We start from the raw sequence: 19,422 nt of genomic DNA, 5'->3' as shown, positions 1-19,422 counted from the left end.
TCGTTAATTGGTTAGTCTCTTATAAGTATTAGAATCTAAAATGAGCAAACGCACGGTTAGCTTCAGCCATTCTGTGCATATCTTCTTTACGTTTGAAAGCGCCGCCTTGTTCATTGAAAGCATCCATGATTTCAGCAGCCAATTTATCAGCCATTGACTTTCCGCCACGTTTGCGAGCGAAGATAATCAGATTCTTCATGGAAATTGATTCTTTACGATCAGGACGGATTTCTGTCGGAACCTGAAAAGTGGCACCACCCACACGGCGAGATTTTACTTCCACTTGAGGAGTTACATTATCCAGAGCTTTTTTCCAGATTTCAAGTGCAGACTTTTCTTCATTCTGCATCTTGTTTTTCACTGTTTCCAAAGCTGCATAGAAGATTTCGTAAGAAGTATTCTTCTTTCCATCGTACATCAAGTGATTCACGAACTTGGAAACTTTTACATCATTGAACACGGGATCCGGCAGGATAACGCGTTTTTTTGGTTTTGCTTTTCTCATTTTCTGAAAGAATAATGTTTTTCGTTCTTGGTTGTTTACTTCTGTCTTCTTCAACTCTCCCTCCGGAGAATTTACTCAACCTTTAGCATTTCCAACAAACTAAAACGTAAGTTATTACTTTTAATTTCTACTTTTGGGTATCAGACTGCCAGATTATTTCTTCTTAGCAGGAGCTGCTTGACCCGGCTTCGGACGTTTTGCACCGTACTTGGAACGTCTTTGTGTACGACCTGCAACACCTGCGGTATCCAATGTACCACGAACGATGTGGTAGCGTACACCTGGAAGGTCTTTTACACGACCACCACGTACCAATACAATAGAGTGTTCCTGCAGATTATGACCCTCTCCCGGAATATAAGAGTTTACCTCTTTCCCGTTAGTCAAACGTACACGAGCTACTTTACGCATAGCTGAATTCGGTTTCTTCGGAGTGGTAGTGTACACTCTCACGCAAACGCCACGTCTTTGAGGACAGGAATCCAAGGCGGGAGATTTACTTTTCTCTACCAACACCTCGCGTCCTTTTCTTACTAATTGCTGAATTGTAGGCATTTTAATTGTTTTTAGTTATATATTATTGTTTATATTAATTCAAAATTACACACTTTTGGGCTGCAAAGATACGAATAAGTTTTGAATAATCAATGCACTACAAGTTTTTTTTCGATTTTATGCTTCTCCCTTAATATTGGGTAACGGTGGAAGCGGTTGTTCATCCGGCATACGAATCGCCCCAAAAGAGCGTTCATATTTGCCTATATTTTCTTCAAGGGCACGCAGCAATCGCTTTGCATGCTCTGGAGCCAACACTATGCGAGACTTCACTCCAGCCTTAGGCATCCCCGGCATCACGCGTACAAAATCAAGGATAAATTCAGAACTTGAATGAGTGATGATAGCAAGATTGGCATATGTTCCCTGTGCCACCTCTTCTTTCAGTTCTATCTGTAACTGTCCGTTATTGTTTTCCTGATTTCCCATTTTATTGATATATTAATGATTCTTGTTTTAAAAGTCACAAATATACCTCATTCTTCCAAACATACAAAGCTACTTGAAAAAAAAAGGTTCATGCCGCCACAAACTCATCTCAAACAATCTTTTACCTCAGTCATAGCGTGCTCAATGACAGTCCTAAACCTTCGTCTATTTCGTTTTCAATGAAAAGACTTCCGCATGCATCTTCTTTATTCAAGGTTCAGTACTAAATAATCTTTCAACACTTTTTCCAGTTGAGTAACAAAAATATATATTGCCTCATTATCAACACACTGAAATCCTCCATTTCCTTAATTTTCTTCCTTCCTCTCTTGGACAAGAAAGCGTTATACGAAAATTCCGTCACTGCCTGCCGGAAGGCTCCTTCAAGAGGAAAATCCCCTGGAATTGGTAGAATAGAATGCCCAAAAACTCTTACCTACATCCACTTCATGCGCTATCCCCTCCTGCCTTCTGAATGTAGAGGCGTGAAACCTACTCCTTTCTGGAACCGCTAATATAAAAGATGTTCTACCACGAACGGAGAGCAGGAACTCTTCATCACTATCGAGGCGGTGTTTCACCACAACGAACCGGTAAGCGTATTGATCGTAAAGAAAATGCTACACTAGAGAGGTAAAGTGAAAGAAACTGGAAGTATATGCAGGCTCCTCCTTCTCCCCTAAGAAATAGAAAGTTATACACATATCGAGAAGCACACTGTTCTCATCAAGAACATCTATACCACTACCCCAAAACCAAATCTACACAGAAAACAGACTGAACACCTTACACCAACCTACAGAGCGTATCGAAACCCGTTACCTAGACACAGCAGCCGTGTTTCATGAAGCAATTCATGATAGATACACTTTCCGAAACACATATACAATAAAAACAGAGTTTACCCTAATCCTACTGTACATAATCTAAAGGAAACGGATTAAAGCAATCAGCTTTCTTTAGATTTTTACTCATTTCTGTAGGATTACTCCTCAAGAGAGATTTGAGAGAGCCTAAATATTTTAAATAGAAATAAATAATAAACTGACTGTATGACAAAAAAAAGGCATCCCGTGAGGGACACCTTCTTTACTCAATATAAAAAATGAATTGATTGTATTAACGTAATGTTATTCTTCTTTTTCATCTACTGCATAATCGAGTACCGTTTTCTTGTTGGCAAGCATACGGTCATACTCTTCTTTGGAACCGACAATAATCTTCTCAAATTCACGTTGTCCGGTACCAGCAGGGATCAAATGACCGCAAATAACGTTCTCCTTCATACCCTCCAAACGATCCACCTTACCATTGATGGCAGCCTCGTTAAGCACCTTCGTAGTTTCCTGGAAGGAAGCGGCAGACATAAAGCTTGAAGTCTGCAAAGCTGCACGAGTAATACCTTGGAGAATCTGTGTAGAAGTAGCGGGCACTGCATCGCGTACCTCAACCGGTTTCAAGTCACGGCGTTTCAGCATGGAGTTCTCGTCACGGAGCTTGCGGGCAGTCACAATCTGTCCGGCCTGCATAGTCTGAGAGTCCCCGGCATCAAGGACAACTTTCTTGCCCCAAATACGGTCATTCTCTTCCATGAATTCCAACTTGTCCACTACCTGTTGTTCCAAGAAACGGGTATCGCCCGGCTCGTCAATTTCCACCTTACGCATCATCTGACGAACGATAATCTCAAAATGCTTGTCGTTAATCTTCACACCTTGCAGACGGTAAACATCCTGTACTTCGTTCACAATATATTCCTGTACAGCCGTTGGACCCTTGATAGCAAGGATGTCAGCAGGTGTAATGGCACCATCGGACAACGGAGTACCAGCACGAACATAGTCATTCTCCTGTACCAGAATCTGCTTAGACAACGGTACGAGGTACTTCTTGACCTCGCCAGTCTTAGAAGTAACAATGATTTCGCGGTTACCACGTTTCACCTTACCCATTGTAACCTCACCGTCGATTTCAGAAACCACGGCAGGGTTGGATGGGTTACGAGCTTCGAATAGTTCGGTAACACGGGGAAGACCACCCGTGATATCACCTGCTTTACCAACAGCACGCGGAATCTTCACAATTACCTCACCAGCTTTCACCTTCTCACCATCTTCCACTACCACATGGCCCCCCACAGGCAGATTGTAAGTACGAATCAACTCGCCGTCCTCAGTCATGATATGGGCAGTAGGCACCTTTGTCTTATCTTTAGACTCAATAATAATGATTTCACGCAGACCGGTAGATTCATCTGATTCCACCTTATAGGTTACGTTCTCAATTACACCTTCGAACTCAATCTTACCACTGGCTTCTGTAATGATAACTGCGTTGAACGGATCCCAACGAGCAATCAACTTACCTTTCTCAACCACTTCACCATCAGCTGCATACAACGTAGATCCATAAGGCACATTATGAGTAGAAAGTACAATGTTCGTATTCTCATCCACAAAACGCACTTCAGCCAGACGACCTACCACTACCTTGGCCGGTTCACCTGCTTCATCAATGACATCCACCGTACGGAGTTCCTCAAATTCCAAACGTGCAGGATTCTTGGCCACAATGCTTGCATTCGCAGCGATATTCGCCGCCGTACCACCAGCATGGAATGTACGCAATGTCAACTGTGTACCCGGCTCACCGATAGACTGTGCAGCGATGACACCAACAGCTTCTCCCTTCTGAACCATACGGCTAGACGCCAAGTTACGTCCGTAACACTTGGCACAGACGCCCTTCTTGGATTCACAAGTCAATACCGAACGAATTTCAACACTTTCTATCGGAGATTCTTCAATCTTCTGTGCAATGTCCTCAGTAATTTCATCACCGCCAGCCACAATCAATTCGCCTGTTGTAGGATGCACGATATCGTGTACCGATACACGTCCCAAGATGCGTTCGTACAGTGTAGCAATAGTTTCATCATTGTTTTTCAGAGCTGTACAAACCAATCCACGGAGCGTACCGCAGTCTTCTTCATTAATAATCACATCATGTGAAACATCCACCAGACGACGGGTCAAATATCCGGCATCGGCCGTCTTCAAGGCTGTATCGGCCAAACCCTTACGAGCACCGTGGGTAGAGATAAAGTACTCCAACACGGACAAGCCCTCCTTAAAGTTAGAAAGAATCGGGTTTTCAATAATCTGGCCACCTTCGGCACCAGCTTTCTGCGGTTTCGCCATCAAACCACGCATACCGGAAAGCTGGCGAATCTGTTCCTTAGAACCACGGGCACCGGAATCCAACATCATGAATACAGAATTGAAACCCTGGTCATCACTTGAAATAGTCTTCATCAGGATGTTGGACAACTCGGAATTTACGTGTGTCCAAATATCGATTACCTGATTATAACGCTCGTTATTGGTAATGAAACCCATGTTATAGTTGTTGATTACCTGCTCAACTTCTTCGTACCCCTTCTGTACCAACGCCTCCTTCTCTTTCGGAATGATGATATCACCCAAATTGAACGACAGACCGCCTTTGAAGGCCATCTGATAACCGAGGTTCTTGATTCCGTCGAGGAAGTCGGCGGCCTTGGCAACACCACACACCTTGATTACGTGGCTGATGATGTCACGGAGAGATTTCTTGGAGATAATCGTATTGATGTATCCCGCTTCTGCCGGAACAATTTCATTGACAATCACACGACCTACGGAAGTATCATGCATCATCTTGTCTATAATGAGACCGTTCTCGTCAACATCCTTGACCACAACGCTTACCGGAGCATGAATATCCACTCTGCCTTCATTGTAGGCGATAAGTGCTTCCTCGGGACCGTAAAACACCAGTCCTTCCCCCTTAGCACCCTTACGCAACTTGGTAATGTAGTACAAACCAAGAACCATATCCTGTGCAGGCACAGTGATAGGAGCACCGTTAGCCGGGTTCAATATATTGTGTGACTGAAGCATCAGCATTTGCGCTTCCAAAATCGCTTCATTACTCAAAGGCAAATGCACCGCCATCTGGTCACCGTCAAAGTCAGCATTAAATGCCGTACATGCCAACGGATGCAGTTGGATAGCTTTGCCTTCAATCATCTTAGGTTGGAAAGCCTGAATACCCAAACGGTGAAGTGTCGGGGCACGGTTCAGCAGTACAGGATGGCCTTTCATCACGTGTTCCAGGATATCCCAGATAACAGGTTCTTTACGATCCACAATCTTCTTGGCACTCTTTACAGTCTTCACAATACCACGCTCAATCAACTTGCGGATAATGAATGGCTTGTAAAGTTCGGCAGCCATCAGTTTAGGAATACCACACTCACCCATCTTCAGTTCAGGACCAACAACGATTACCGAACGTGCGGAATAATCGACACGCTTACCCAACAAGTTTTGACGGAAACGTCCCTGCTTACCTTTCAAACTATCGGAAAGCGACTTCAACGGACGGTTAGCATCCGTCTTCACTGCACTTGATTTACGCGAATTATCGAACAAGGAGTCAACAGCTTCTTGCAACATACGCTTTTCATTACGTAGAATAACTTCGGGAGCCTTGATTTCAATCAGTCTCTTCAAACGATTATTACGGATGATAACACGGCGGTAGAGGTCATTCAAGTCAGAAGTGGCGAAACGGCCACCATCCAACGGAACCAACGGACGAAGTTCGGGAGGAATGACAGGCACGATACGTACAATCATCCACTCGGGCTTATTGCGACCACGGGATGCACGGAACGACTCCACTACCTGAAGACGCTTCAGAGCGTCGTTCTTGCGTTGCTGTGAAGCATCACTTCCTGCACGATGACGCAATTCGTATGACAAAGCGTCGAGATCCAAGCGGGAAAGCAAATCGTAGATAGCTTCCGCACCCATTTTGGCAATGAACTTATTAGGATCAGTATCTTCAAGGAACTGGTTGTCTTTCGGCAACTTCTCTAAAAGATCCAGATATTCTCCTTCTTCAAGTAAGTCATACTGTGCCACCTCGTCGGACAAGACGCCTGGTTGAATCACAACATAACGCTCGTAATAAATAATGGCATCCAGTTTCTTGGTGGGCAATCCCAACAAGTAACCGATTTTATTGGGAAGTGAGCGGAAATACCAGATATGAGCTACAGGCACAACTAGTTGAATGTGTCCCATGCGCTCACGGCGTACTTTCTTCTCAGTCACTTCCACACCACAACGGTCGCAGACAATGCCTTTATAACGGATACGCTTGTATTTACCGCAATGACACTCATAATCCTTGATAGGACCGAAGATACGCTCGCAGAACAAACCGTCACGCTCGGGCTTATACGTACGATAGTTGATGGTTTCAGGCTTTAAAACTTCACCACTCGAATTCTCCAGGATTTCTTCGGGAGAAGCCAAACCGATAGAGATTTTCGAGAAATTACTCTTTATCTTGTTGTCTTTTCTAAAAGCCATAAATTTATATTAATTGATAATTGACAATTAAAAATTCTTTCCGTTTATTCAAGGTTGATGCTTAAGCCCAAACCTCTCAACTCGTGCAGCAATACGTTCAGGGATTCCGGAATACCGGGAGCCGGCATTGGTTCGCCCTTCACGATGGCTTCATAAGCCTTGGAACGTCCAACTACGTCATCGGACTTGATAGTCAGGATTTCCTGCAGAATGTGTGCGGCACCGAAAGCTTCAAGTGCCCAAACTTCCATTTCTCCGAATCGCTGACCACCAAACTGTGCCTTACCACCCAACGGCTGTTGTGTAATAAGTGAATACGGACCAATGGAACGTGCATGCATCTTGTCTTCAACCATGTGACCGAGTTTCAACATGTATGTCACACCAACCGTAGCCTGCTGCTCGAATGCCTCACCGGTACCTCCGTCATACAACGTGGTCTTACCGTAACGGGGAAGTCCTGCTTTGTCTGTCCACTCGTTCAAATCATCCAAAGATGCACCGTCAAAGATAGGAGTGGCAAACTTCACGCCCAACTTCTTACCGGCACGACCCAGAACAGCCTCAAAAATCTGACCGATGTTCATACGTGAAGGCACACCCAACGGATTCAACACAATATCCACCGGGGTACCGTCAGCCAAGAACGGCATGTCTTCCTGACGTACTACACGTGAAACGATACCTTTGTTACCGTGGCGACCGGCCATCTTATCACCCACACCGATCTTACGTTTCTTGGCGATGTAAACCTTCGCCATCTGAATGATACCTGCAGGTAGTTCGTCACCGATAGTGATAGCGAATTTCTTACGCTTCAACTCGGCATCAAGTTCTTTATATTTCTTGATAAAGTTCATTACCAAGGCACGAATCAAACCATTGGTATGCTCATCTTTAGTCCAATTACTCAACTGGATGGCTGTGAAGTCCAAATCACTGAAATCTGACGCAGAGAACTTGGCACCCTTAGAGATGACATCTGCACCCATATAGTCTTTCACGCCTTCTGAAGTATAGTTCTCGGTGAGCTTCAACAGCTTGTTCACCAACACTTTTTTCAATTCGCCTACCTTAGCGTCGAATTCATCGTCAATCTTCGGCAACAGCGCTTTGTCCGCCAGTTTGGAACTGCGTGTCTTGATGACACGTGAGAACAGACGCTTACCGATAATCACACCCTTCAAAGAAGGAGAAGCCTTCAAGGACGCATCCTTTACATCACCTGCCTTGTCACCGAAGATAGCACGAAGCAACTTTTCTTCAGGAGAAGGATCGGACTCACCTTTCGGAGTAATCTTACCGATAAGGATATCACCCGGTTCAATGCGGGCACCTACCCGAACAATACCGTTCTCGTCAAGATCTTTCGTGGCTTCCTCACTCACGTTAGGAATATCGGAAGTCAACTCTTCCATACCACGCTTCGTCTCACGAACCTCCAAAGAATATTCTTCTACATGGACTGAAGTCAAAAGGTCTTCACGAACCACACGTTCATTCAATACAATAGCATCCTCATAGTTATATCCCTTCCACGGCATGTAGGCAACCAACAAGTTCTTACCCAAAGCCAATTCTCCGTCTTCGGTAGAATAACCCTCGGTCAGAATCTGCCCAGCCGTCACACGTTGACCTTTTTCGCAAATTGGACGGAGGTCGATAGTCATGTTCTGATTGGTACGACGCCACTTGGGAATACTATATTCTTTTAATGCAGACTCAAAGCTTACGAACTCTTCCTCTTCCGTACGATCATACAGAATGCGGATAGTAGTGGCATCTACGAATTCAACCACACCGTCACCCTCTGCAGTAATCTGCGTGCGGGAATCACGTGCCAACTGACGTTCGATACCTGTACCCACCACCGGAGCTTCACTCTTCAACAAAGGAACTGCCTGGCGCATCATATTTGATCCCATCAATGCACGGTTAGCATCGTCATGCTCCAAGAACGGAATCAAAGAAGCAGCAATAGAGGCAATCTGCTGAGGAGATACATCCATCAGTTCTACTTCATCCGGAGTCACCACCGGATAATCGGCATCCTGACGAGCCTTTACTTTATCACGAACGAAAGTACCGTCATCATTCAGCGGGGCATTACCCTGAGCGATAATCTTGGCCTCTTCCTCTTCGGCAGTCAAGTAAACCAATCCTTCGCCAGAAAGATCCACCTTGCCGTTTGCTACCTTGCGATAAGGAGTTTCAATGAAACCTAATTCATTAATCTTGGCGAACACACAGAGTGAAGATATCAAACCAATATTCGGGCCTTCAGGAGTCTCAATAGGACAAAGACGGCCATAGTGTGTATAATGCACGTCACGCACCTCGAAACCAGCACGTTCACGTGACAAACCACCAGGCCCCAGCGCAGACATACGACGTTTGTGAGTAATCTCAGCCAATGGGTTGGTTTGGTCCATGAACTGTGACAAGGCATTCGTTCCGAAGAAAGAATTGATAACGGAAGAAATAGTCTTGGCGTTAATCAAATCAATCGGAGTGAAAACCTCATTGTCACGAACGTTCATACGCTCACGGATAGTACGTGACATACGTGCCAAACCGATAGCAAACTGATTGGACAACTGTTCGCCTACGGTACGTACACGACGGTTGCTCAAGTGGTCAATATCGTCCACATCTGCTTTCGAGTTAATCAACTCAATCAGATATTTGATAATTTCAATAATATCTTCCTTGGTGAGGACACGCACGTCCATATCGGTTGTTAAGTTCAACTTCCTGTTAATACGGTAACGACCTACATCGCCCAAGTCATATCTCTTTTCCGAGAAGAACAGGTTGTTGATAACCTCGCGCGCACTGGCATCATCGGCAGGATCCGCATTACGCAACTGACGGTAGATGTAAAGTACAGCTTCTTTTTCCGAGTTACTCGGGTCCTTCTGCAAAGTATTATATATAATAGAGTAGTCAGACTGATTCGGTTCTTCCTTGTGTACGAGGATGTTCTGAACGCCCGACTCTAATATGATGTCAACATGCTCCGGCTCAATAACAGTTTCACGGTCAATAACCACTTCGTTACGCTCGATAGAAACAACTTCACCGGTATCTTCATCTACAAAATCCTCAATCCATGTCTTCAAAACACGTGCAGCTAACTTACGACCTACAATCTTCTTGAGATTCGTCTTGTTCACCTTCACGTCTTCGGCCAGATTAAAGATTTCAAGAATATCCTTATCATTCTCGAAACCAATGGCTCTCAACAATGTTGTTACGGGCAATTTCTTCTTACGGTCAATGTATGCATACATGACATTGTTAATATCCGTAGCGAATTCAATCCATGAGCCCTTGAACGGGATGATACGGGCCGAGTACAACTTGGTACCGTTAGCATGAACGCTCTGCCCGAAGAATACACCCGGTGAACGGTGAAGCTGAGATACAACCACACGTTCCGCACCGTTGATAACGAATGTCGCTTTATCCGTCATGTAAGGGATGGGTCCAAGAAATACATCCTGGATAACCGTATCAAAATCTTCGTGGTCGGGATCGGTACAATATAATTTCAATTTAGCCTTTAAGGGTACACTATATGTAAGCCCTCGCTCTATACATTCATCAATGGTATAACGCGGCGGATCAATATAGTAGTCCAAAAACTCAAGAACAAAATTATTTCTTGTATCGGCAATGGGGAAGTTTTCAGCAAATACTTTATACAATCCCTCGTTCCTACGCTTCTCGGGTGGGGTATCCAGTTGTAAAAAGTCTTTGAATGACTTCAATTGTACTTCCAGGAAATCCGGATATTCGAGCGGATTCTTAGTCGAAGCAAAATTAACTCTTTGATTTACAGTATTTGAAGACATCTGTTAATGGATTTGTAGAACTTAATTTGAAATATATACACAAAAAGGTAAAGAACCCTTTTCACGAAGGGTTCCTTACCGAATGACCTGATTTACAGGTAAATGTTATTTAAGTTCAACTTCAGCTCCAGCTTCTTCCAATGTTTTCTTCAATGATTCTGCTTCGTCCTTAGCCAAACCTTCTTTTACTACGCTCGGAGCACCGTCCACCATATCTTTAGCTTCCTTCAAGCCAAGACCGCAAGCTTCCTTAACGGCTTTAACTACCTGAAGTTTTGCTGAACCAGCGCTCTTCAATACTACGTCGAAAGAAGTCTTTTCTTCTGCGGCAGCAGCACCACCAGCTGCAGGACCAGCAGCAACAGCAACAGCTGCAGCAGCAGGTTCAATACCGTATTCTTCTTTCAGGATGGTTGCAAGTTCATTAACTTCTTTTACTGTCAAGTTAACTAATTGTTCTGCAAAAGCTTTCAAATCTGCCATTTTTGTATGATTTTTAATTGTTTAAATACTAAATAAATTGATAATAAATTTTGGTCCGAAATTTACGCTTCGGGACGTTCACCAAGAGTCTTGAGAACTCCGTGGAGGGTGTTACCACCTGATTGCAGAGCAGAAATAACATTTTTGGCCGGTGATTGCAACAAGGCAACAATTTCGGCAATAACTTCGTTCTTGCTCTTAATACTAACGAGAGCATCCAATTGGTCAGCACCAATATAGAAGCCTTCTTCTGCATAAGCAGCTTTCAGTCCGGGGATTCCGTTCTTTGATTTATCCTTGATCAACTTGGCCGGAGCGTTCGCAACGTTGCTGAACATTACGGCTGTTGTACCTTTCATTGAATCATAAAGCGGAGAATAATCCTCTTCCAGGCTTTCCAATGCTTTGTGAAGCAGAGTGTTCTTAACCACCATCAACTTGATGTCAGCCTTGAAACATTCTCTTCTCAGCTCGCTTGTAGCAGCGGCATTCATAGCAGTAGTATCTACCAGGTAAAAGTGACCGTATTCCTTCACTGTAGCAGCAATCTGCTCAATAATCGTACTTTTATCTTCCTTTCTCATTATTACTCCGTTTTATTAGATTTCTTCTACTGTTTTCGGGTCAATCTTGATGCCCGCACTCATCGTGCTAGAAAGATAAATACTCTTAATATATGTACCCTTGGCTGCAGTCGGTTTCAATTTATTCAAAGTAGAGATGAATTCTTTCGCATTGTCACGAATTTGATCAGCACTAAATGAAACTTTACCGATAGAAGTATGAACAATACCACTCTTGTCAACCTTGAAGTCGATCTTTCCTTGTTTTACTTCTTTCACAGCTTTAGCAACATCCATAGTTACAGTGCCACTCTTCGGATTAGGCATCAATCCACGAGGACCGAGCACACGACCGAGCGCACCAATCTTACCCATGATAGACGGCATAGTGATGATCACATCAATATCAGTCCATCCACCCTTGATCTTTTCAATATATTCGTCAAGACCAACATAGTCAGCTCCGGCTTCTTTTGCAGCAGCTTCAGCATCCGGTGTACAAAGCACCAAAACACGTACAACCTTACCAGTACCGTGAGGAAGTGATACAACACCTCTCACCATCTGGTTAGCCTTACGCGGGTCAACGCCCAAACGTACGTCGATATCCAGAGAAGCGTCAAACTTAGTAAAAGAGATTTCTTTTACCAACTGAGAAGCCTCTTTGAGAGAGTATGCTTTCCCTGCTTCAATTTTTTCTGCAGCCAACTTTTGATTTTTTGTCAGTTTACCCATTCTAATTGAAGTTTATTAGTTATTAACCGGGAACTCCCCTTTTACAGCGATACCCATACTACGAGCTGTACCTGCAACCATCTTCATGGCAGCTTCTACAGTGAAACAGTTTAAGTCAACCATTTTGTCCTGAGCAATCGTACGAACCTGTTCCCAAGTAATCTCGGCAATTTTCTTACGATTAGGCTCAGCAGAACCACTCTTTTGCTTCGTCACTTCCAATAACTGGATAGCCACGGGAGGAGTCTTGATTACAAAATCGAAAGACTTATCTGCGTAGTAAGTGATAATGACAGGAAGGATTTTCCCTGCCTTGTCTTGGGTTCTGGCGTTGAATTGCTTGCAAAACTCCATGATGTTGATTCCCTTGGAACCCAATGCAGGTCCTACCGGGGGTGATGGGTTTGCCGCGCCTCCTTTAATCTGTAATTTGATTAGTCCAGCAACTTCTTTAGCCATTTTCTAATTGATTTATATATAAACATTAATGAAGAATACTACAGCGTAACACCTGCACTATTCTTTTTCAACTTGCATAAAGCCCAATTCAAGCGGAGTCTTCCGTCCGAATATCTTAACCATGACTTTCAGCTTCTTCTTCTCGGTGTTCACCTCTTCAATGATTCCACTGAATCCTGTGAACGGACCATAATTCACCTTTACAGTCTCGCCGACTACATACGGGATATTCAAGTCTTCACCTGCTTCCTGTAATTCGTCAACTGTACCAAGTATGCGATTCACTTCCGACTGTCTCAAGGGGACGGGTTTATCCGATCCACCCAAGAATCCTATCACATTAGGAGTATTTCTCAAGTGATGAGCGACCTCACCTACCAGAGCAGCCTCCACCAAAACGTAACCAGGGAGATAACTTCTCTCTTTCACAATTTTTTTACCATTGCGAACCTGATACACCTTTTCGGTAGGAATCAATACCTGAGACACGTAATCACCAAGGTCGCTGTTTTTAATATCAGCTTCAAGGTATTCCTTTACCTTAGCTTCTTTTCCGCTAATAGCACGCAGTACGTACCATTTCTTTTCAATCTCAGACATTTCTCCTTAATTTTAATGTGGATAAATAAATTCCATTAAATTCTGGAAACAGAAGTCCATCGCAAATACCACCAGCGCAATAAGCAGGGAAGCATATAAAACAACTACTGCACTGTTAGTAAGTTCAGAATACGTAGGCCACGACACTTTATGAACAAGTTCGTCGTAAGTTTCTTTAAAATAAGCTACAATCTTCTTCATTTCAAAAATATTAGCACGGGAGGAGAGGCTCGAACTCCCGACACCCGGTTTTGGAGACCGGTGCTCTACCAACTGAGCTACTCCCGTTTGAACATAATCAGTTCCCGATAATCACCGGGAACTGATTAAGATATATTTGGTTATTAGTCGTAGATTTCAGTAATCTGACCAGAACCCACCGTACGACCACCTTCACGGATAGCGAAACGCAAACCTACGTTCAATGCTACCGGATAGATCAGTTCTACGTTGATTTCCACGTTATCGCCCGGCATTACCATCTCAGTTCCTTCCGGAAGAGTGATTTCACCTGTACAGTCCATAGTACGCAGGTAGAATTGAGGACGATATTTGTTGTGGAACGGAGTATGACGACCACCTTCTTCTTTTTTCAAAACATAGATAGAAGCTTTGAATTTAGAGTGAGGCTTAATCTGACCCGGTTTACAAAGAACCATACCACGTTTGATTTCGTTCTTGTCAATACCACGGAGCAGCAGACCTACGTTGTCACCGGCTTCACCTTGATCCAACAATTTGCGGAACATTTCAACACCAGTTACAACTGATTTCTTGTCTTCACCCAAACCGAGGATTTCAACTTCGTCACCTACATGGATAATACCAGCTTCGATACGACCAGTAGCTACGGTACCACGACCTGTGATTGAGAATACGTCTTCAACCGGCATCAAGAACGGTTTATCAACATCACGCGGAGGCAGAGGAATCCAGTTATCAACTGCATCCATCAGTTCCATAACTTTGTCTTCCCACTTTTCAACGCCGTTCAATGCACCAAGAGCTGAACCTTGAATAAACGGAGTGTTGTCACCATCAAATTCGTATGCAGAAAGTAATTCACGCATTTCCATTTCAACAAGTTCCAACATTTCGGGGTCATCCACCATGTCGCACTTGTTCATAAATACAACCAGTCTCGGTACGTTTACCTGACGAGCCAACAGGATATGCTCACGAGTCTGAGGCATCGGACCATCAGTAGCAGCAACTACAATGATAGCACCGTCCATCTGAGCAGCACCAGTAACCATGTTCTTTACGTAGTCAGCGTGACCCGGGCAGTCAACGTGAGCGTAGTGACGGTTAGCTGTTTCATACTCTACGTGTGAAGTATTGATAGTGATACCTCTTTCCTTTTCTTCCGGAGCGTTATCAATCTGATCGAATGATTTTACTTCAGAAAAACCTTTTTTGCCCAACACTGTAGTGATAGCAGCAGTCAACGTGGTTTTACCGTGGTCAACGTGACCAATTGTACCAATGTTTACGTGCGGTTTGGTACGTTCGAATTTCTCTTTAGCCATAGCTTTACTTGTTATTTATTTGATTAATAATCAGCTTTTACATCATTATGAGCTGTTACCGGGACTTGAACCCGGGACCTCTTCCTTACCAAGGAAGTGCTCTACCGCTGAGCTATAACAGCAAGGAGAATAAGAGTGTGGGCAAAGATGGATTCGAACCACCGAAGGCGTAAGCCAGCAGATTTACAGTCTGCCCCATTTGGCCACTCTGGTATTTGCCCATTATTCCATAAAATCAAAAATCACCAATGAAAGAATAAAAAAGAGAATGAAAACGGACTCATTTCCTAACTTCATTTTTAATTCTTAATTTTTCGTTCTTCTTCGAGCCTCTTGTCGGATTCGAACCAACGACCCCGAGATTACAAATCACGTGCTCTGGCCAACTGAGCTAAAGAGGCAAACTTAAAAAATGCAACCGTAACGTTCATAGTGCGAGCGAAACGGCTGCAAATTTAGACATTTATTTTTTACCCGCAAAATTTTAGCGGAAAATTATTTGCTCCGTTGTTTTTCCTTGTACTTAACCAGCTGTTTTTCCAAAGCTTCCAGACACAAATCTATTGCTTCTTCAAACGTATCACAAACCTTGTTTGCATAAAGCTCATCATTGGGAACCAACAATTTCACCCCTGCATCTTTATTTCCGGCTGTTTCTGGCTTTACTACCTTTAATGACACCTCTACTTTCTTTATATCATCGTAATACTTCTCCAACTTGGCTACCTTTTTCATAATAAAGGCTTCCAATTGCTCTGACGCATCAAAGTGAATCGCTTGAATTCTTACATCCATACTTACCTCCTTTTCTTTAAGCCCGAGGGTGGGCCTGATTATACACTTTTTTAAGTTCTTCAAAAGTAGTATGCGTGTAAACTTCCGTAGTCGCCAGACTCTCGTGCCCGAGAAGTTCTTTTATAGAACCCAAATCAGCACCATTGTTCAGCATAGCCGTCGCAAAGGTATGCCTCAACACGTGAGGGCTTCTTTTTTTTACAGTCACTACCTTCGAAAGGTTTCGTTTCACAAGGTATGCTACGATACTACGGTAAAGTCTTTTTCCATTCTCCCGGACAAAAAAAGCATCCGAGCGAACCGGAATCGTTTCATTCCGCACATTGACATATTCTTGCATGGAAAACTTCAACTCTTCATCAAAAGGTATCAGACGCTGCTTATTTCTTTTTCCCGTCACCTTAATGAGAGAAGCGGAATAATCAACATCTTTGTCGTCTAACCCTATTAATTCCGAAAGCCGCATGCCCGTAGCATAAAACATTTCAATAATCAAGTGGTTTCGACAACCTTCAAATCCCTCGCCAAAGTCCGTATCATCCAAAAGCTTATCCATTTCCCCTTCTCGCAGAAACACAGGTAGCGGTTTTTTCTTCTTAGGACCCGTTATTTTCCGCAACGGATCTACCGCAACCTCCCCTCTCCTCAAGAGAAACTTATAATAAGCACGGATAGAACTTAGCTTTCGGTTTATCGTACTAGAAGCACAACCTCTGTCCATCAAGGAAGCAATCCATTCACGAACCAGTTCCGCATCTATGTCCGACGGAGTTAAATCTCCCAACATTTCTTTCCCGAAATCCTGCAGTTCAAGAATATCCGACCGATAGTACTTGACCGTGCCTTCGGAGTAATTCCGTTCATACAGAAGATAATCAAGAAAAGAATCTGTCAACAACATATCGCTACATATCTAAATCATGCAACGAATGTATGAAAAAGAATTCAATAATTCAAAGGAAATTACGAATTATTAATCTTCTACTTGCTGAAGTTGTTGAACGTAAACGGCACGTTCTTTCTTAAGTCTTTTAGTTACAGACGGTTTATCAAACTGCTGTCTGCGTCTCAATTCCTTAACTGTGCCAGTCTTTTCAAATTTTCTTTTGAACTTCTTCAGCGCTTTTTCAATGTTTTCGCCTTCTTTTACAGGTACTACAATCATTTTCTTTCTTTTAAAATGTTAATGTTTAAAAATCTCACGATTAAATTGAGCCGCAAAATTACACATACTTTCTTTATTCACAAAACTTTCGGCAAAAAAAACAATATAATTATCCGCATAACCTCCTAAACGGGAATTTAGTGCACTACAGATTTACACCAGGTTCACCTTCAAACTGCCAACATACCCGTCATCCTAAGTTTGTCGGAGCTTCCGCCCGCTTATACATGCAAGAAGAAGAGGTTCTCCAGCAACTCCAGGATAGCAAGCCCTGACGAGTGCGGAAATCTCGGCAAACTATCGAATTATCGTTCAAGTGCAATAAGAATAATATGGCACGAGCCATGAAGGTTAAATAAAATACAGATTGCCTGCCGGATTATTGAAGGAAAGTAAGTAACTTTGGAGAACTAAAAGAATCTATATCACTATAAACAGTATGAAATATAATAGAGCTGAACAATACAATAACCAAACAATATAATATATAAGTAGTATGAACCAACCAATCAATCAACGTATAGATGCTCTACGAGCATTACTAAAAAGAGAAGGTATTGACGCTTTCATTATCCCCAGCACCGACCCGCACTTAAGCGAATATGTAGCACCACACTGGAAATCAAGGGAGTGGATATCGGGATTTACAGGTTCGGCAGGCACAGTGGTTATCACAGCCAAGAAAGCAGGACTATGGACAGATTCCCGCTATTTTCTTCAGGCTGCGCAACAACTAGAAGGCAGCGGTATAGATTTATACAAGGAAATGTTGCCCGAAACACCCAGTATTCCGGATTTTCTAAAAACCAATCTAGAAGCCGATACGATAGTAGGAATTGACGGGAAAGTATTTTCTACGGCCAAAGTCATGGCTCTGCAAGACGATTTAGTCCAAAATAGAATCACTATCAAAAGTATCGACGACCCGATGGCTGAGATATGGACCGACAGGCCATCCATGCCTGAGGCGCCGGCTTTCATCCACGAAATGAAATATGCCGGAAAAAGCTGTCCGGAAAAATTAGCAGCCATCCGGCAGGAAATGAAAAAGACAGGAACGGAAACATTATTGGTATCGGCATTGGACGAGATAGCATGGGCATTAAACATACGCGGCAATGACGTGCATTGCAACCCTGTAGTGGTCAGCTACCTACTAATCACTGAAGAGGAGGCGCACTTTTTCATCCAGCCTCCAAAAGTAACAAGGGAACTTTCTACTCATTTAAAAGAGGCCGGCATCGACATCCACTCTTACGAAGAGATTGAATGCTTTTTAAGAAATATGCCCTATAACAGCATCATGCTTGACACCGCCAAGACAAACTATGCCGTTTATTCAGCCATTTCACCGGATTACTGCCAGATTATCGATGCATGTTCACCGATAGCCCTCCTCAAAGCCATCCGCAACGAACAGGAAATTGCAGGCATTCATGCCGCTATGCAACGCGACGGAGTAGCTTTAGTGAAATTTCTGAAATGGTTGGAGGAAGCAGTGCCTACAGGCAAAGAAACGGAAATCAGCATAGACAAGAAACTGCACGAATTCCGTGCGGCACAACCTCTTTATATGGGCGAAAGTTTTGACACCATCGCAGGATACAAAGAACATGGCGCCATCGTCCACTATGAGGCTACTCCGGAAACAGATATCCCGGTACTTCCCGAGAGTTTTCTTCTACTAGATTCAGGAGCACAATACTTAGACGGTACTACCGACATCACCCGTACTATCGCCTTGGGCAAACTGACCGAAGAAGAGAAAGCAGACTACACATTAATCCTGAAAGGGCACATTGACCTGGCTATGGCCGTATTTCCAGAAGGCACACGAGGCACCCAACTGGATGTACTGGCCCGCATGCCGATATGGAAGTACCGTATGAACTTCCTACATGGAACAGGACATGGCGTAGGTCATTTCCTTAACGTGCACGAAGGGCCTCAAAGCATCCGTATGAACGAAAATCCGGTAACTTTACAAGCAGGAATGGTTACGTCTAATGAACCAGGTGTCTATAAAGCAGGCAGCCACGGAATACGGACGGAAAATCTCATATTGACTGCCCCTGCCGGAGAAGGCATGTTCGGCAACTATCTGAAGTTCGAGACAATCACCCTTTGCCCTATCTGCAAGAAAGGTATCATCAAAGAGATGCTGACGGAAGAAGAAATAGGGTGGCTGGATGAATACCACCGGAATGTTTATGAGAAACTGTCACCCGACCTGAACAATGAGGAACGGAAATGGTTGAAAGAAGCATGTAAAGCATTGAAGTAATCATTAAATCATTAGGACAATCATTAAATCATAATTAAGA

The 19,422-nt window shown here is 43.5% G+C and carries 16 protein-coding genes and 4 tRNA genes; 1 reads left to right on the top strand and 19 read right to left on the bottom strand.

Annotation, left to right across the window (positions count from 1 at the left end):
* Positions 1-28: 28 nt before the first annotated feature.
* The 19 genes from rpsG to rpsU form a co-directional block, all read right to left on the bottom strand.
* A complete protein-coding gene (rpsG, locus tag HMPREF9446_RS08250) occupies positions 29-505 on the bottom strand; it encodes a 30S ribosomal protein S7 (RefSeq protein ID WP_022161689.1) in 477 nt (158 codons plus the stop codon).
* A 153-nt stretch (positions 506-658) separates the two neighbouring features.
* Positions 659-1,060, bottom strand: coding sequence for a 30S ribosomal protein S12 (gene rpsL / locus HMPREF9446_RS08245; protein ID WP_005825712.1), 402 nt, complete (start codon positions 1,058-1,060; stop codon positions 659-661).
* A gap of 117 nt (positions 1,061-1,177) precedes the next feature.
* Positions 1,178-1,489: a DUF3467 domain-containing protein gene (locus HMPREF9446_RS08240; protein WP_009125128.1), complete on the bottom strand. Its 312-nt coding sequence runs from the start codon at positions 1,487-1,489 to the stop codon at positions 1,178-1,180.
* Positions 1,490-2,619: 1,130 nt separating this feature from the next.
* Positions 2,620-6,912, bottom strand: a complete 4,293-nt coding sequence (gene rpoC, locus HMPREF9446_RS08235; RefSeq protein ID WP_009125126.1) for a DNA-directed RNA polymerase subunit beta' — start codon at positions 6,910-6,912, stop codon at positions 2,620-2,622.
* A 44-nt stretch (positions 6,913-6,956) separates the two neighbouring features.
* Positions 6,957-10,769 carry a DNA-directed RNA polymerase subunit beta gene (gene rpoB / locus HMPREF9446_RS08230; RefSeq protein ID WP_009125125.1) on the bottom strand — a complete coding sequence of 1,271 codons (3,813 nt, stop codon included), beginning with the start codon at positions 10,767-10,769 and terminating at the stop codon, positions 6,957-6,959.
* Between the two features lie 105 nt (positions 10,770-10,874).
* Positions 10,875-11,252 (bottom strand): 50S ribosomal protein L7/L12, encoded by a 378-nt coding sequence (gene rplL / locus HMPREF9446_RS08225; protein ID WP_004291279.1) that lies wholly within the window; start codon positions 11,250-11,252, stop codon positions 10,875-10,877.
* 62 nt (positions 11,253-11,314) lie between these two features.
* Positions 11,315-11,836 carry a 50S ribosomal protein L10 gene (gene rplJ, locus HMPREF9446_RS08220; RefSeq protein WP_009125124.1) on the bottom strand — a complete coding sequence of 174 codons (522 nt, stop codon included), beginning with the start codon at positions 11,834-11,836 and terminating at the stop codon, positions 11,315-11,317.
* A 15-nt stretch (positions 11,837-11,851) separates the two neighbouring features.
* Positions 11,852-12,550 (bottom strand): 50S ribosomal protein L1, encoded by a 699-nt coding sequence (gene rplA / locus HMPREF9446_RS08215; RefSeq protein WP_009125123.1) that lies wholly within the window; start codon positions 12,548-12,550, stop codon positions 11,852-11,854.
* A 15-nt stretch (positions 12,551-12,565) separates the two neighbouring features.
* Positions 12,566-13,009 carry a 50S ribosomal protein L11 gene (gene rplK, locus HMPREF9446_RS08210; protein WP_009125122.1) on the bottom strand — a complete coding sequence of 148 codons (444 nt, stop codon included), beginning with the start codon at positions 13,007-13,009 and terminating at the stop codon, positions 12,566-12,568.
* A gap of 57 nt (positions 13,010-13,066) precedes the next feature.
* Complete coding sequence (gene nusG, locus HMPREF9446_RS08205; protein ID WP_009125121.1) at positions 13,067-13,609, bottom strand: transcription termination/antitermination protein NusG; 543 nt, start codon at positions 13,607-13,609, stop codon at positions 13,067-13,069.
* Positions 13,610-13,621: 12 nt separating this feature from the next.
* Positions 13,622-13,810, bottom strand: a complete 189-nt coding sequence (gene secE / locus HMPREF9446_RS18270; protein ID WP_009125120.1) for a preprotein translocase subunit SecE — start codon at positions 13,808-13,810, stop codon at positions 13,622-13,624.
* Between the two features lie 14 nt (positions 13,811-13,824).
* A tRNA-Trp gene (locus HMPREF9446_RS08195) sits at positions 13,825-13,897 on the bottom strand.
* Positions 13,898-13,953: 56 nt separating this feature from the next.
* Positions 13,954-15,138, bottom strand: coding sequence for an elongation factor Tu (gene tuf / locus HMPREF9446_RS08190; protein ID WP_009125119.1), 1,185 nt, complete (start codon positions 15,136-15,138; stop codon positions 13,954-13,956).
* Between the two features lie 50 nt (positions 15,139-15,188).
* Positions 15,189-15,260, bottom strand: a tRNA-Thr gene (locus tag HMPREF9446_RS08185).
* Positions 15,261-15,276: 16 nt separating this feature from the next.
* Positions 15,277-15,359, bottom strand: a tRNA-Tyr gene (locus HMPREF9446_RS08180).
* 106 nt (positions 15,360-15,465) lie between these two features.
* Positions 15,466-15,539: transfer RNA gene (locus HMPREF9446_RS08175), tRNA-Thr, on the bottom strand.
* Between the two features lie 94 nt (positions 15,540-15,633).
* On the bottom strand, positions 15,634-15,933 hold the full coding sequence (gene hpf, locus HMPREF9446_RS08170) for a ribosome hibernation-promoting factor, HPF/YfiA family (RefSeq protein ID WP_009125118.1): 300 nt from the start codon (positions 15,931-15,933) through the stop codon (positions 15,634-15,636).
* Positions 15,934-15,949: 16 nt separating this feature from the next.
* Positions 15,950-16,834 (bottom strand): tyrosine recombinase XerC, encoded by an 885-nt coding sequence (locus tag HMPREF9446_RS08165; protein ID WP_009125117.1) that lies wholly within the window; start codon positions 16,832-16,834, stop codon positions 15,950-15,952.
* Positions 16,835-16,906: 72 nt separating this feature from the next.
* Positions 16,907-17,098, bottom strand: a complete 192-nt coding sequence (gene rpsU / locus HMPREF9446_RS08160; RefSeq protein WP_005825735.1) for a 30S ribosomal protein S21 — start codon at positions 17,096-17,098, stop codon at positions 16,907-16,909.
* 496 nt (positions 17,099-17,594) lie between these two features.
* Between rpsU and HMPREF9446_RS08155 the strand changes: the two genes are divergently transcribed.
* Complete coding sequence (locus tag HMPREF9446_RS08155; protein ID WP_009125116.1) at positions 17,595-19,382, top strand: aminopeptidase P family protein; 1,788 nt, start codon at positions 17,595-17,597, stop codon at positions 19,380-19,382.
* The last annotated feature ends 40 nt before the right edge of the window (positions 19,383-19,422 follow it).

The sequence above is a fragment of the Bacteroides fluxus YIT 12057 genome (assembly GCF_000195635.1).
GTDB classification, from domain to species: Bacteria; Bacteroidota; Bacteroidia; order Bacteroidales; family Bacteroidaceae; genus Bacteroides; species Bacteroides fluxus.
This window is presented reverse-complemented; position numbering and strand designations above follow the sequence as displayed.